Origin of the sequence: Mucilaginibacter sp. NFR10, from assembly GCF_900100445.1 — a bacterium.
In the GTDB taxonomy this organism is placed as follows: Bacteria; Bacteroidota; Bacteroidia; order Sphingobacteriales; family Sphingobacteriaceae; genus Mucilaginibacter; species Mucilaginibacter rubeus.
Genome location: NZ_FMTV01000005.1, coordinates 482,404 through 497,679 on the forward strand (window position 1 = coordinate 482,404; position 15,276 = coordinate 497,679).

Below are 15,276 nucleotides of genomic sequence, written 5' to 3' on the forward strand. Positions count from 1 at the left end.
AAAAAGCGCTGCAAAATTGCAACGCTTTTTCAAAAAATATGTTGTGTTAATGCTACAGTGTGTAGCATTAAATAAGCCTCTTTGAGTTATGCTAACTGTTTTACCAGTTTATCAGTTAATACTGATTTTGGCACAGCACCGATTTGTTTATCAACAATTTCGCCGTTTTTGAAGAACAATAAGGCAGGGATGTTACGGATACCGTATTTTACAGATATGCCTGGGTTGTTGTCAACATCTACTTTACCAACAACAGCTTTGCCTTCATATTCTTTTGCAATATCTTCAACTACCGGACCTACCATCCTACACGGACCACACCATTCTGCCCAAAAGTCAATTAATACCGGTTTGTCTGATTTCAGGACAAGCTCGTCAAAGTTTGCATCAGTTATTTCTAAAGCCATGATTTCTATTTTTTAAATTTTGTATTTACAAATATATGCTATTCAAATTGCTTGCCACAAGTGCGTTACTGACAATGTGACAATTATATTATTATAATCCACGCCCTTAACGCAGGCATGACCATTTGTCGCGTTTACACCCTTAAATATAACTTTGCGACATGACGTATTAACACAAATAACCTGTTTCCGAACGATATTTACAACTACACCGGCGGGTTAGTTTTTAACATTGGCGGCATTAATTAACATTACAGCTCTGCAATAGGTTATTGTCTGAACTCGAATTTTAAGTAATTATTTGAATTTATTGAATTTGCCTTTTATTCTGCCAATTCGTTTAATTATCGAAATTCGAGTTCAGACAAAAAAACGACTGGCAGTTAAACCACCAGTCGTTTAATGTATTACTCCGATTCACTATATCTCACCCAATTTATTCCAGGAGCAATTTTTAAAGTTTCCCCCTTCAGGGGAGATTTAGAGGGGCTTATGCACCTTTTAAAGTGGCCATGCCACCATCAGCAATCAGCTCGGCACCTGTTATAAATGTTGAATCATCAGAAGCGAAGAAGGCAACTGTTTTGGCAATCTCTTCTGCTAAGCCGAAACGGCCCATTGGTATCTGTTTGATCAGTTCGGAACCCATGCCTTCCAATTGTTCCTGGGTTAAGCCTAATTTATCGGCAGTGTGTAAAGGTGTTACAACCGGACCAGGGCTTACAGAGTTAACCCTGATACGACGTGGCAACAACTCGGCCGAAATGTTTTTAGCTAATGAAAGCAATGCTGCTTTACTTGCTGCATAAACAGTTGCGCCGGCCATACCGATATGTGCGTTTATAGAAGTATTAAGTATGATAGAGCCGCCATCATTAATTAAAGGCAACAATTGCTGAATACTGAAGTAAGCACCCTTAAAGTTGATGTTCATGATATCATCAAACATCTGCTCGCTCATCTGCTCAGTTGAATTGAACTGGCCAATACCTGCATTAACAAATACAATGTCAATTTTCTCGGCAATGGCTTTTACTTTTTCACCCAGTTGTTTAACCTGGTTGATGTCGCCGCTGTCGGCAATTACACCATGAGCATCGGCACCAAGTGTTTCAAGCGCTTCGTTGATTGATTTTTGGTTCCTGCCGGTGATAATCACTTTTGCACCTTGTGCAATGAACTCCTGTGCTGTGGCCAGGCCTATACCACTGTTGCCGCCTGTTATTACTGCTGTTTTTCCTTGTAACTTTTTCATTATCTTTGTTTTGATACATCAAAGGTACAGTGAGTTATAGCTCCCCACAAGAATGCACCATTTTGTGTGCAACATACTTTTTGGTAGGTTATGGGCCGGTTTGATGCAATCGATATATCGCCTTTTTCATTATGACAAAAAACAGACATTCCGATCACTCCTGCACTATGGCAGCGGCGCTAAGCGTAATTAGTGGTAAGTGGAAACTGAGTATAATCAACCAATTATTAAGTGGTCAGAAGCGTTACAGCGAGATAAACCGGGCCATTCCCGGCATGACCGAAAAGATGCTTTCACAACAGATCCGCGAACTGGAAGAAGACGGCATAGTATCCCGCCACATTTTTCCCGAAGTACCACCAAGGGTTGAATATTCCCTTACTCCCATAGGCCAGGAGTTATCATCTATATTTTATACCCTCGAAAGATGGGGCAGCCACTACATGACCATTACTAACGCCAACGGCGAAGTAATTCAGCCTGATTATACTTGTTATACTTTAGTGAAACAGGATGATGACGTGGTGAAGGAAAGCGTATAAGCTCTTGCGCTCGTTTGCAACGAGCGCTTAATATGGTTGGGCGATTGTATCGCCCGTTGGGTTATAAACGCAAACCAAGGTTATGCACTCGTTAAAAACGAGCGCGAGTTGAAATATTAAACTAATGTGATGGAAGAAATACTTGAAGTTTTCTCTAAGCGTTTAAAAAGCCTTGAATCCGCTGAAAAAGCGATTGATTTAGAAAAAATCATCGAGGCACTAAGAATCGAAAAATTTGTAAGTTCCGAAAAGCTCGAAATAATTGGCGGAATAGTCAAATCTGAATACTCTTGGAATTACCCCAATATCGATAGTAAATATAATCATGACTCCTATGTTAGCGAAAGAAGTGAATTATCGGCAAAAAACAAGCACTTCCCATCTAAAGAATTTTTTAATGAGTTTGAAAGTTATTTAAAAGTGGCCAAAAGTATTCAGATCAAAATAGATTCTGAATATGATAAATATTATGGTAGTGAATATGGATATGATGTTGATCCAAATTCTGTGGGACTTCTAACTGATGAATTGGATTATTATTTGTTAAGCTGTTTAGGCTTGTTTAAATCAATTGAATCTTACAATTTGACAACTGACGTAAAAATCCGGGAAAATTTGATCGACGTTTTATTGACAGATTCAATTTGTTTTATAGACTATCTTGTCGAGAGAACTAAGCCTGAAATTCCAAAAATAATATTTAATATACCTAAGAGAAGATTTAGGGAATAAAAACAAATAAAACCTCATCGAAAAGTTAATGGTCTTTTTTTTAGCCTGTAGTACGTTGAAAACACCTACCACAAGTTATTGATTTTAATGTATCACGCAAATTCAAGACAGTGATGCTATTTTTACCCTTCTGAAAGTAGATCATTATGACGGTTTCTGATTTTAGCTTTAAACTCTTCCCACGAAATACCTTTTACTCTACCACTTTCATAATCGTCAACTCGTGATTGCATTTCATTCAAAAAATCTTCATCATCCCAATGATCTTGCGGTTCGTTTTGATTCTTTTCTTCCATAGTAAAAAACTTTTTAACTCAACACCGGCTCCTCATTTGTCAAGCTAAGGATCCCGGCCATAAAATCATCGCTTGGATTTACTTTAAATGATTTGGATGACAGCTCAACAAGCATAACCTCTTCTCTATCCTTGATCTGGAAACGAAGCTTACAGTTTTTTACCGGGTACTTTTGATTGTTATCATCTATCATATGCTGAATATCATCCAGCAGTTTGCTGTTGAGCATTTGCACATCAATGCAAACCGTTAATGATTTGGTAAGCTTATCGCGCATTTCTGATAGCAGGTCCATTACCGCGATGCGCAGGTCCCAGTTATCTTTCTGGCGGAATTTCTCTTCAATGTTTCCTTTAATATGCAGGAAGTAGCCTTCCATCATCATATTGCGGAACTTGACATAATCATCACCAAACAAAGCAAACTCGTACGATTCATTGTAATCCTCAAACACAAACGTGCCGAAGGGTTTACCGGTCTTGGTCATTTTATGCTGAACGCTTGATACTAAACCACCAATCCGCAGCTCACCCCGACGGCGCAGTTCATTAAAAGCAGCTGTTACATCTTCACCGCCTTCGCCCGAGCGGGCTTTTTGCATTAGCTTCAGATCGCTGATGGTAGCGTTACAGAAACGTTTAAGCTCAACCTTATAATTATCTAACGGGTGACCGGTTAAATAGATCCCGATAACCATTTTCTCGTACTTCAGCTTCTCTATCAACGGCCATTCCTCAACATCGGGCATAGCCGGCTCCGGTACATATGATGCTACCGAACCGCCAAATAATGATGATTGAGAGCTGCTTTGCACGTTTTGATAATCATTAGCGTACTTAATGAGCCGTTCAACACCGGTTAACGTACCCAACTCGGTTTTGGCAAAAAACTGGGCACGGGGAATCCCGAAGCCATCAAACGCGCCGCCATAAACCAGGTTTTCATACGATTTACGGTTAACACTGCGGGTGTTTGAGCGCCGTGCAAAATCATATACCGTTTCAAACGGGCCATTGGCATTACGTTCTTCAATGATACTTTCCACCGCTTTATCACCCACACCTTTTACGCCGGTTAACCCGAAACGTACCTGCCCGCGTTTATTCACCGCAAAAGCCATATCCGACTCATTGATATCCGGTCCTAAAACCTCAACGCCCATACGGCGGCACTCCTCCATAAAGAAGGTGATTTTTTCAATGTTATTCTGGTTATTTAAAACCGCCGCCATATATTCAGATGGGTAATGCGCTTTTAAATAAGCCGTTTGGTATGCCACGAAAGCGTAGCAGGTAGAGTGCGATTTATTGAATGCGTACTGGGCAAATGCCTTCCAGTCGGTCCAGATTTTGGTAAGCTTATCTTTAGGGTGGCCCTTGGCAACGGCGCCCTCCATAAACTGGGCTTCCATTTTGTTGAGTACCTCAATCTGCTTTTTACCCATCGCCTTACGCAAAACGTCGGCATCGCCTTTACTAAAGCCTGCTAACTTTTGCGACAAAAGCATCACCTGTTCCTGGTATACGGTAATACCATAGGTTTCTCCCAGGTATTCCTCCATATCGGGCAAGTCGAACACGATAGGTTCGCGGCCATGCTTACGGGCAATAAAGTTTGGTATATACTCTATCGGGCCCGGACGGTAAAGGGCGTTCATGGCTATCAAGTCTTCAAACTTATCGGGCTTAAGCTCGCGCAGGTACATTTGCATACCATCACTTTCAAACTGGAAAGTACCGTTGGTATCGCCACGCTGATAAAGCTCATAAGTTTTAATATCATCAAGCGGGATGTAGTCGATATCGATCACCACACCATGATTTTGCCTGATCATGCGCAGCGCGTCCTTTATAATGGTAAGGGTTTTTAAACCCAAAAAGTCCATCTTAATTACACCGGCATCCTCAATCACACGGCCATCATATTGGGTAACCAGTAAGTCTGAATCTTTTGCTGTTGCTACCGGTACAATCTCGGTAAGGTCATAAGGGGCAATGATGATACCTGCGGCGTGTACACCGGTATTACGTACCGATCCTTCCAGTTTTTCAGCTTCACGCAGTACCTGTGCCTTAAGGTCGTTACCGTTCAGGATCTCCTTCAGTTCAGGCACCTGTTCAATGGCATCTTTCAGGGTGATACCCAGGGTTTCGGGCACCAGCTTTTTCATGGCACTTACATCGGCCAGCGGCATATCCAATACACGGCCCACGTCCTGGATACTGGTGCGGGCAGCCATCGAACCATAGGTAATGATCTGCGCTACCTGGTTTTTGCCATATTTATCAACCACATAATCAATAACCCTTTGCCGACCGGCATCGTCAAAGTCCGTATCAATATCGGGCATCGATTTACGGTCGGGATTCAGGAACCTCTCAAACAGCAGGTTGTACTTCATCGGATCAATATTGGTGATCCCGGTACAGTAAGCCACTACCGATCCCGCCGCCGAACCACGGCCCGGGCCAATGAACACGCCCATATCACGACCAGCCCTGATAAAGTCGGCCACGATGAGGAAGTACCCTGCAAAACCCATAGTACGAATGGTGAACAACTCAAAATTGATGCGTTCTTCGGTTTCCGGACTAATATCACGATAACGCTCCTTGGCGCCCATAAAGGTAAGGTGCTTCAGGTATTCCCATTGATTTAAAGTATCGGCATCGGGTGTTTTGTGGATCTTAAACTCTTCAGGAATTACGTAGTTGGGCAGCAGGATATCGCGTTTTAGCTTTAACACCTCCACCTTGTCAACAATTTCATTGGTATTATCCAGTGACTCGGGCAGGTCATGGAACAGCTTGCCCATTTCCTCCTGTGTTTTAAAGTAAAACTGATCGTTAGGGAAACCGAAACGATAACCTTTACCACCTTCCTCGTCGGTAGCTATTGGGGTGCTTTGCATATCGCCTGTGTTTACGCAAAGCAAAATATCGTGCGCGTTTGAGTCTTGCTGATCTACGTAATGCGAATCGTTTGAACAGATCACTTTTACGTTATACTTTTTGGCATAAGTGAGCAGCACATTATTGATAATTTGCTGCTCCGGAATTTCGTGGCGCTGCAACTCGATGTAAAAGTCCTCACCAAACAAATCCAGCCACCATTTAAACTCCTTTTCGGCATTTTCGGGCGTATCCCTTAAAATAGCTTGTGGTACCGAAGCCCCAATACAACAGGTAGTAGCAATGATACCTTCGTGGTATTTTAAAATAAGTTCTTTATCAATACGCGGCCATTTACTGTACAGGCCTTCCATATACCCTAATGAGCATAGCTTCACCAGGTTTTTGTAGCCCGTAGGGTTTTTGGCCAGCATCAGCTGGTGGCGGCGTACGTCTTTATTTTCTTTAGTGAACTGTTTTTTATGCCTGTCTTCAACCACGTAAAACTCGCAGCCTACAATGGGTTTTACATTGTGTTTGCCGGCTTCGGCCACAAACTTAAATACGCCGAACATGTTGCCGTGGTCGGTAATAGCAAGGGCCTTCATTCCGTCCTTAGCGGCTTTTTTATACAGCTTGGATATATCGGCTGCACCGTCGAGCAGGGAGAATTGAGTATGTACGTGGAGGTGAGAAAAATCAGGCATAGTTAATCCGTTTCAACAAAATCTTTATGAGTTACAAAGTTATTCAAAAAAACAAGTTTATGGTTTTGGATGTTGAAAAACAAAAGCGACCAGCCCCTCCCAACCCTCCCCGGAAGGGAGGGCTTTAAAGTCTCCCCTTCCGGGGGAGATTTAGAGGGGGCTTGTGGCGTATTATTTGCATATATTAAGCAACCCTATCTTCACCTTTGAAATACGTATACAATTGAAAAAAACACTACGAATAGCCCTTAAAACAATACTCTGGATACTGGTTAGTGTAGTTCTGCTGGTTATCCTTGTAGTAATTTTAATACAGGTTCCTGCTGTTCAAAACTTTGCGAAAGACAAAGCGGTAACTTTTTTACAAAATAAGATCCATACCAAGGTTAAGATTGGTCATATAAGCCTTGGCCTGCCCAAGCTGCTGGTTTTGGAAGATGTATACTTTGAAGACCAGAAAAAAGACACCCTTATAGCCGGCGAAAAACTAAAGGTTGATATCAGCATGCTCAAGCTGCTACATAGCCAGGTTGAAGTGAACGAGATAAACCTGCAGGGCATCACTGCCAATGTAAACCGGGGTGCCGATAGCGTTTTCAACTTCGATTACATCATCAAAGCTTTTGTTGGCGAACAAAAGAAAGAAGTAAAACCTACCGATACTACATCAACCATGAAGTTTTCTGTTGATAAGATCATCCTCGATAAGATCAACGTAAAATATAAGGATGCTATTACCGGCAACGATGTGAAATTTTTATTAGGCCATTTTGACACCCGCGTTAAGGATTTTGATATGGATAAAATGAAATTTACCATACCCAAAATTACCCTGAGCGATGTAAACGCGAAGATCATCCAAACACCAACCAAAGCTATCCCACCACCTGATACCGCCACCACTCCACTAAATATGGATTTGAATTTAGGCGTGATCGATATCTCCAAAATCAAAGTCGATTACCAAAGCGCCGAAATGGGTGCAAAGGTAGACCTAAGCAAATTTTTGGTGGAGATGGATAAGATCGATCTGAAAAATCAAAAAGTAGGAATTAAAAATATTGAGCTAAGCAATACCAAAGCCGGATTGACCCTCGCAAAACCCAAAACTGTAGTTAAAGAAGTTGTTAAAACAATTAAAAAGCTGGATACGCTGGTATCATCACCAACCAAATCGGCCTGGAGGGCTACCATTGGCAAGGTTACTTTTACTAACGATAATATTAAGTTCGATAACGAAGCGCAGAAAGCGATCCCCAAAGGCTTGGATTTCGGGCACATGGATATCCGCAGCCTGAATGCCGAAGCCGAAAATATTTCCTACAGCCCGGATACCATTTCGGGCAAGATTAACTCCTTTACTTTTACCGAAAAAAGCGGTTTAAAGATCAATAAATTCCATACTGCCTTCCTGTACGGGCCAACTAACGCTTATATGAATGACCTGTTACTGGAAACGCCGAATACCACATTGCAAAAGTCGGTACAGGTACGTTACCCTTCTATTGATGCCATCACCAAAAACATTGGCGGGCTGGGTATCAATGCCAATTTAGATGGTAGCCGTTTGGGCCTAAAGGATGTTTTATTGCTGATGCCAACCATGGCCAATATGGAGCCCTTTAAATCATCGCCGGGTACGGTGTTTAAGATCAACGGCCGGGTAAGCGGACAAGTGAACAACCTCGAGATCCCCAACCTGGAAGTTACCGGCTTAAGCAGCACGCATATCAAGGCTTCAGCTAAAATGAAAGGGCTGCCCGACGTAAACAAGGCCACCTTTGATGTAAACATTGCCGATTTCAGCACCAGTCGCAGTGATATTGCCAAATTGGCCCCCGCCGGCAGCATCCCGCCAAATGTGAGCATTCCCGAAAAAATGAACCTGAAAGGTACTTTTAAAGGCAGCATGTACAGCTTTAATACCAAAATGGGCTTGCGCTCGAGTTATGGCGCAGTTGATCTGGTAGCTGCTTTAAAAAACGGGAAAAACAAAAACGCGGCCACTTATACCGCCAACATTAAGGCGAATGAACTTAATGTGGGCGCACTTACCAAACAGCCGCAAATGGTTGGCCGCATAACCATGAGCGCCAACGTGAAAGGCACAAGCCTCGATCCTAAAAAAGCCAGCATCGCTTTTAATGGCAATATTGCAAAGGCTTATGTTAAAGGCTATACGTACAAAAACCTGGTAATGAAAGGTACATCGAGCAACGGGGCTTATACCGCTGTTGCTACCATGAAAGATCCTAACATTAATTTTAGCCTAAATGCGAAGGCTGATCTCAATAAAAAATATCCAGCAGTGAAGGCTACTCTTAATGTGGATAGCATCAACCTTAAAAACCTGAATTTTGTGAAGGACGATATGCGTTTCCATGGCAAGATCGTGGCCGATGTACCAACCGCCGATCCGGATTACCTGAACGCCGATATTAAAGCTACCGATCTATTGGTGGTGAACAAAGGTCAACGGATCCAGATGGATACCATCAGCCTCATCTCTACCGCCAGCGCTGATAGTAGTACATTACACCTGAAAACATCTATAATGACAGCCCATATGGCCGGTAAGTACAAGCTTACCCAAATTGCTCCGGCCGTGCAGGATGTGATTAACAAATATTTCAACACCGCTATTGCAGGCGGGCAGCAGGTAGCTGTAAAAACTAAGGGCGGCAAAACCATAAAAGCCAAACCTGCGCCTGCAGTTAAATATTCTCCTCAGCAGTTTACGTTTGAAGCCAAACTGGTTAAAACCCCACTGCTTACCCAGTTTGCCCCCGATCTGAAACAGCTCGACCCTGTTTTGCTGAATGGCAGTTTCAACAGCCAAAGCGGCGAGTTGATTGTTAAAGGCTCCATACCCAAAGTAGTTTACGGCACTAATACCATTAATAAAGCGTCGCTTAACATTAACACCGCTAACAACGCGCTTAACTATAATCTTTCAGTTGATGAGGTTAAAGTTGGATCGTCTGTCGACCTGTTGTATGCCAGCATTTCCGGAGCTGCGCAGGACAACAAAGCAGGCTTAAACATTCAAATCCGCGATGCGGCAAAAAAAGAACGCTTCCGTATAGCTGGTACCTTCAGCATATTACCTAACGAATACCAGTTCAGCTTTAATAAAGATGGCCTATTGCTGGATTATTTGCCATGGACCGTTAGTGACGATAACTTTTTACAATACGGGCCAAAAGGGATCCTGGCGCATAACTTCACCATCAGCAACAACAACCAGATCCTTAGTGTTAACAGCAGTACGCAGGAATTTAACAGTCCGCTGAATATCAAGTTTAACAACTTCCATATCGAGGCGCTTACCAAAATGGCCAGGCAGGATTCCTTACAGGTAGGTGGCGTTATAAACGGGGACGCTACTGTAAGTAATTTCCAGGCTTCGCCGGTATTTACGGCGGCTATCAACGTTAATGATTTTAACTTCAAGGGTGATACCGTAGGCAACATAGCACTTAAAGTAAATAACCAAACGCAGAACGCCTACGCCGCTCAAATGAGCATCACCGGCAAAGGCAACCAGGTTGATTTGAATGGCACCTATTATACTTCGCCCGAAAGCCGCTTCGATCTTGACCTGAATATCGTGAATCTGAGCATGAAGAGCATCGAGGGCTTTAGCTTCGGCAATTTGCGTAATGCTACGGGTAATATCACCGGGGCGCTCAAAATATCCGGGACAACAGATGCACCATCGGTTCGTGGCGATATCAATTTTAACAAGGTGGGCTTTAATGTGGCTATGCTCAACTCCTATTTCAGGATGCCGCAGGAAAGCATTACGTTTAACAACGAAGGCATCCGCTTTAATGACTTTACGTTGGTTGATTCAACCGGCAATAAGGCTGTGGTTAGCGGCAGCATCTACACCAAAACCTATACCGACTTCGCCTTCGGTGTGGATATCAACGCCAATAACTTTAGGGTTACCAATTCAACCGAGGCTGATAACAAGCTTTATTATGGTAAGCTTTATGTAGATACCCGCATCAAGATCCGTGGCAATATGGCCAAGCCAGTGGTTGATGCAAACCTGACTGTTAATGATAAAACCGACATGACCTTTGTTCTGCCAACCAATGACCCGGCGATAGAAGACCGCAAAGGCGTGGTAGATTTTATTGACAAGAATGCCCCAAAAATGGATTCCATCCTGCTGGCAAGGCAATTGGATTCACTTAAAAAATCGGATGTTACCGGCTTAGATGTATCCGCCACCATCAACGTAAATAAAAACGCGGCGTTTACCATAGTAGTTGATGAGCGCAACGGCGATATTGTACACCTGAAAGGAGAGGCAAACCTAAATGGCGGCATCGATCCGAGCGGCAAAATCAATTTAACAGGTACCTATGTGGTTAACTCGGGCTCATATAACCTGGCTTATGCAACAGTTAAACGTACCTTCAACTTTAAAAAAGGCAGTACCATTGTTTGGACGGGTGACCCAACCAGCGCCAATATTGATCTTACTGCCATTTATGTAGCCAATGTACCGCCGATAGACCTGGTTTCAAATCAGCTTTCGGACGCGCAAAACAGTACCATGTACAAGCAGAAACTGCCTTTCAATGTTAACCTTAACCTAAAAGATCAACTGCTTACACCTAATATCAGCTTTGACATTGTATTGCCCGATAGCTCGTATTCCGTATCATCAGATGTGGTAAGCACTGTAAATACCCGCCTTACCCAGATACGCCAGGATCCTAACGAGCTTAACAAACAGGTTTTGGGGGTATTGGTATTGGGCCACTTTATAGGCGATAACCCGCTGCAAAGCCAGGGTGCTGGTACTACCGTTGAAGGCACCATCCGTAACAGCGTAAGCAGTTTACTATCCGATCAGTTGAACCGGCTGGCAGGCAGCCTGATCTCGGGCGTTGACCTTAATTTCGGTCTTACATCCGGCGAGGATTATTCGTCGGGAACGGCTACAAACCGGACAGATCTGAATGTTGGCCTGTCTAAACGGTTCCTGAACGACAGGCTTACCGTAAGTGTGGGCAATAACTTTAACCTGGAAGGCAATCAGCCGGGCCAAAAAGCATCTAATATAGCCGGCGACGTGTCTATAGCCTACAAACTAAGTAAAGACGGACGCTATACCCTGCGCGCTTATCGGCGCGACGAGTTTATTGTGATACAGGGACAGATCATTGAAACCGGTGTGGGCTTTACCTTAACAGTTGATTATAACCGCTTCCGCGAGATCTTCCGCAAACGTACCCCTGAAGAACGCCGGTTACGCCGCCAATACAAACAGGAACAAAAAGAGAAAAAAGAAAAACAGGACGAGGCAGATAAAGCATTGGAGCAAAAGAACATGCAGCAGCAACAGGAAAACAAACCGCAAACTACTTCAAACTAAGCCCATGACCAAACATTTAAAATATATACTGCTTTCATCATGTGTTTTACTGAGTGCCTGCAGTACCACTAAGTTCCTGGCGCCCGGCCAAAAACTGTACACAGGCGGCGAGGTTGTGATCAAAGATTCGGTGTTGAAAAAGAGCGAGAAAAAAGCTTTAAGTGAAGAGCTTGGGGCTTTACTAAGGCCTGTGCCCAACAGTACCATATTAGGTTTGAGATTTAAACTGTGGCTGTACTTTAAAACAAAAACCAACAAAACCAAAGGTCTTGCCCACTGGCTTAACAAAAAAGGTGAGCCTCCTGTGCTTATTAGTTCTGTTAACCTTGATCAAAACAGCAAAATCCTGCAAAACAGGCTTCAAAATGAAAGCTATTTTCAGGCGCAGGTTAGCGGTGATACGGTAAGTAAAAAACCAACGTCAAAAGTTGCCAAAGCGGTTTATACCGCGGTAACCGGGCCGGGCTATAAGATCAGGAAAGTAGTATTTCCGCAGGGTAACCGCACTATCGATACCGCCGTAGCCGGAACATCGGCAAAAACACTGCTTAAAGTTGGCGATAAATACAACCTTGATGTTATTAAAACCGAACGGCTGCGCATTGACGCTAAACTTAAAGAAGAAGGTTTTTACTATTTTTCACCCGAAAACCTCATCATGCATGTGGATAGCACTATAGCCGGGCACCAGGTTGATATTTTTGTGGCTGTTAAAAATGAAACACCTGGTCGCGCCCAAAACATTTATACCATCAACAATATTTATGTGTATCCGAGTTACTCGTTAAGAGATACTTCGCTGATGAAGGATAAAGCTGTTTTTTATAAATGGTATAATATTGTTGAGCGTCGTAACACAGTACATACTTACACTTTTGCCAATACCGTGCTGATGCGCCCCGGCCAGGTTTATAACCGTACCGCCCATAACAATTCGCTTAACCGCTTCATTAACCTCGGCCCTTATAAATTTGTAAAAAACAGGTTTGAGGATGTATCATCTGATTCATCGAAGCTGGATGTTTATTACTTCCTGACCCAGTACAAAAAGAAATCACTATCGCTTGATATTTTAGGGCGCACCACATCAGCCAATTACACCGGTACACAGGTAAATTTAAACTGGCTCAACCGTAATGCCTTTAAAGGTGCCGAGGCTTTAAAAGTAACCTTATTTGGAAGTACGGATGTGCAGGCAGGAGGGCAAAATGCCGGCTATAATGTGTACCAGGCCGGTATTCAAACCACGTTGTCGTGGCCGCGCTTTATCGGGCCTATCTATCCAAAAGCGGCTGATGCCTACATTCCGCATACAAATCTGAGCCTCGGATATTCTATTGTAAACCGCCAAAAACTATACAACTTAAATTCATTTAACCTATCATTTGGTTACCAGTGGCGCGAAACAGAGCACCGTTCGCATGAGCTTAACCTTATCAATTTTCAGTTTGTAAATCCATTAAGTGTATCTGACGAATATAAGGCAAGTATCAATCCGGCTAATGGCCCTGTTAATCCGGCCTTAAAGCATGTAATTGATAAGCAGTTTATATTGGGCCCAAGCTACAGCTATACCTTCACCAATACCAACGAAGATTACCGCACCAATACGTTTTATTACAATGGCAAAGTAACCCTCTCAAATAACATATATGGTTTGGTAACCGGTGCCGATAGTGCCCGTGGAAAACCTAAAAAACTTTTCGGCGCGATATTTAACCAGTTTGTAAAGTTCGAAAACGAGATCAGGTATTTCCATAAAACCGCACCCAACAGCACTATTGCCACAAGGTTCATAGTGGGTGTTGGTTTACCTTATGGCAACTCAACCCAATTACCATATAGTCAGCAGTTTTTTATAGGCGGACCAAACAGCCTGCGGGGATTCAGGGCGAGGGCCATCGGGCCGGGGTCATTTGACCCACAAACCGGCTTAGGTACCGGAGGTTTCCTGGCAGATGAATCGGGCGATATCAAAATAGAAGCTAATATCGAATACCGCCCAAAATTGTTCAGTATTGTACGCGGAGCTTTATTTGTTGACGCAGGTAATATCTGGCTGCTGCACTCCAACAGCCTACAACCGGGAGCAGTGTTCAGCAATAAATTTTATAACGATTTTGCCGTTGATGCCGGCTTTGGTTTAAGGTTTGATTTAACGGTGCTGGTACTTCGTACCGATTTGGGCATCCCGTTACGAACACCTTATGTTCGTGCTAACGAGCCTCGTTGGGATTTCAACTTTAACCGGAGTGTATTCAACCTCGCAATCGGGTATCCGTTTTAATTTTACAGTCTAAATATAACAAAAGTTAAGCTTGGCATATAGTATAGCGCCAAACAGCACAATTAGCCAAAAGCTATTGTGCTGTTTGCTTTAATAGGCAATCATACATATACGCATCTGTTTTACACTGGACCTGCTCCCTCGCCGTTTTCAAACTGTATTTCAATACAAATCATTTCTTTTTAAATTTATCGGTGATACAACAAAACAAAGCGATACACCGTATCATTGCATATTGATAAAAAGCAGCAATATTAAATTGATACAAATTATAAAATGCCGCTAAAAAGCCCTTTTTTTAAACTTTTAATATTAACGCTGTTTCTATTCCCGGGCCGGGTATATGCCGACATTCCATATCAGTTAGTTTACCTGAAAAATTATAGCGCCCCTGATGGCCTGCCCAGTTCAAGGGTTAACTATTTAATGCAGGACAGCAGGGGTTTTATCTGGCTGGCCACCGATAAAGGCGTGAGCAGGTTTGACGGCCAGCATTTTAAAAACTTCACATCGGCCGATGGGCTGGAAAACAACGAGTGTTTCCGGATTGCCGAGGATAATTATCACCGGATTTTTTTTTACTGTAATAACTACCGGGTTTGTTACTATGAAAACGGACTTATACATAAACTTAATTCATCTCAAAAAGTAATCGTTTTACCTTTTGCCAATTTCTTTTTTAACCGTTATAATGAGCTCTGTGTAAATTACAGGCTTAGTACCAAAGTTTACCATTTTGAGGAATTGAAATCGGAAAGACATGC

At 42.9% G+C, this 15,276-nt stretch carries 9 protein-coding genes; 5 read left to right on the forward strand and 4 right to left on the reverse strand.

Going from position 1 to position 15,276, the window contains the following annotated elements; genetic code table 11:
• Window positions 1-86: 86 nt before the first annotated feature.
• Together trxA and BLP33_RS18975 are read right to left on the reverse strand one after the other, a co-directional pair.
• On the reverse strand, window positions 87-407 hold the full coding sequence (gene trxA / locus BLP33_RS18970) for a thioredoxin (RefSeq protein ID WP_090531998.1): 321 nt from the start codon (window positions 405-407) through the stop codon (window positions 87-89).
• A 490-nt stretch (window positions 408-897) separates the two neighbouring features.
• The gene (locus BLP33_RS18975) at window positions 898-1,662 is read right to left on the reverse strand and encodes an SDR family oxidoreductase (protein WP_090532000.1); all 765 of its coding nucleotides are present in this window, start codon (window positions 1,660-1,662) and stop codon (window positions 898-900) included.
• 131 nt (window positions 1,663-1,793) lie between these two features.
• On the opposite strand from BLP33_RS18975, the gene BLP33_RS18980 reads away from it, so the two are divergent.
• Entirely contained in the window at window positions 1,794-2,204 is a 411-nt protein-coding gene (locus BLP33_RS18980; protein WP_090532002.1) for a winged helix-turn-helix transcriptional regulator, read from the forward strand.
• A 129-nt stretch (window positions 2,205-2,333) separates the two neighbouring features.
• Window positions 2,334-2,936 carry a hypothetical protein gene (locus BLP33_RS18985; protein WP_090532004.1) on the forward strand — a complete coding sequence of 201 codons (603 nt, stop codon included), beginning with the start codon at window positions 2,334-2,336 and terminating at the stop codon, window positions 2,934-2,936.
• 122 nt (window positions 2,937-3,058) lie between these two features.
• Here the strand turns inward: BLP33_RS18985 and BLP33_RS18990 are convergent, their stop codons facing one another.
• Together BLP33_RS18990 and dnaE are read right to left on the reverse strand one after the other, a co-directional pair.
• Window positions 3,059-3,232 (reverse strand): addiction module protein, encoded by a 174-nt coding sequence (locus tag BLP33_RS18990; protein ID WP_090532006.1) that lies wholly within the window; start codon window positions 3,230-3,232, stop codon window positions 3,059-3,061.
• A gap of 13 nt (window positions 3,233-3,245) precedes the next feature.
• The gene (gene dnaE / locus BLP33_RS18995) at window positions 3,246-6,830 is read right to left on the reverse strand and encodes a DNA polymerase III subunit alpha (RefSeq protein WP_090532008.1); all 3,585 of its coding nucleotides are present in this window, start codon (window positions 6,828-6,830) and stop codon (window positions 3,246-3,248) included.
• Between the two features lie 223 nt (window positions 6,831-7,053).
• Between dnaE and BLP33_RS19000 the strand changes: the two genes are divergently transcribed.
• The 3 genes from BLP33_RS19000 to BLP33_RS19010 all read left to right on the forward strand — a co-directional run.
• On the forward strand, window positions 7,054-12,225 hold the full coding sequence (locus tag BLP33_RS19000) for a translocation/assembly module TamB domain-containing protein (protein WP_090532074.1): 5,172 nt from the start codon (window positions 7,054-7,056) through the stop codon (window positions 12,223-12,225).
• A 4-nt stretch (window positions 12,226-12,229) separates the two neighbouring features.
• Entirely contained in the window at window positions 12,230-14,512 is a 2,283-nt protein-coding gene (locus BLP33_RS19005) for a translocation and assembly module lipoprotein TamL (RefSeq protein WP_090532009.1), read from the forward strand.
• A gap of 276 nt (window positions 14,513-14,788) precedes the next feature.
• The coding region (locus tag BLP33_RS19010) for a two-component regulator propeller domain-containing protein (protein WP_305777675.1) at window positions 14,789-15,276 on the forward strand (488 nt) is incomplete at its 3' end.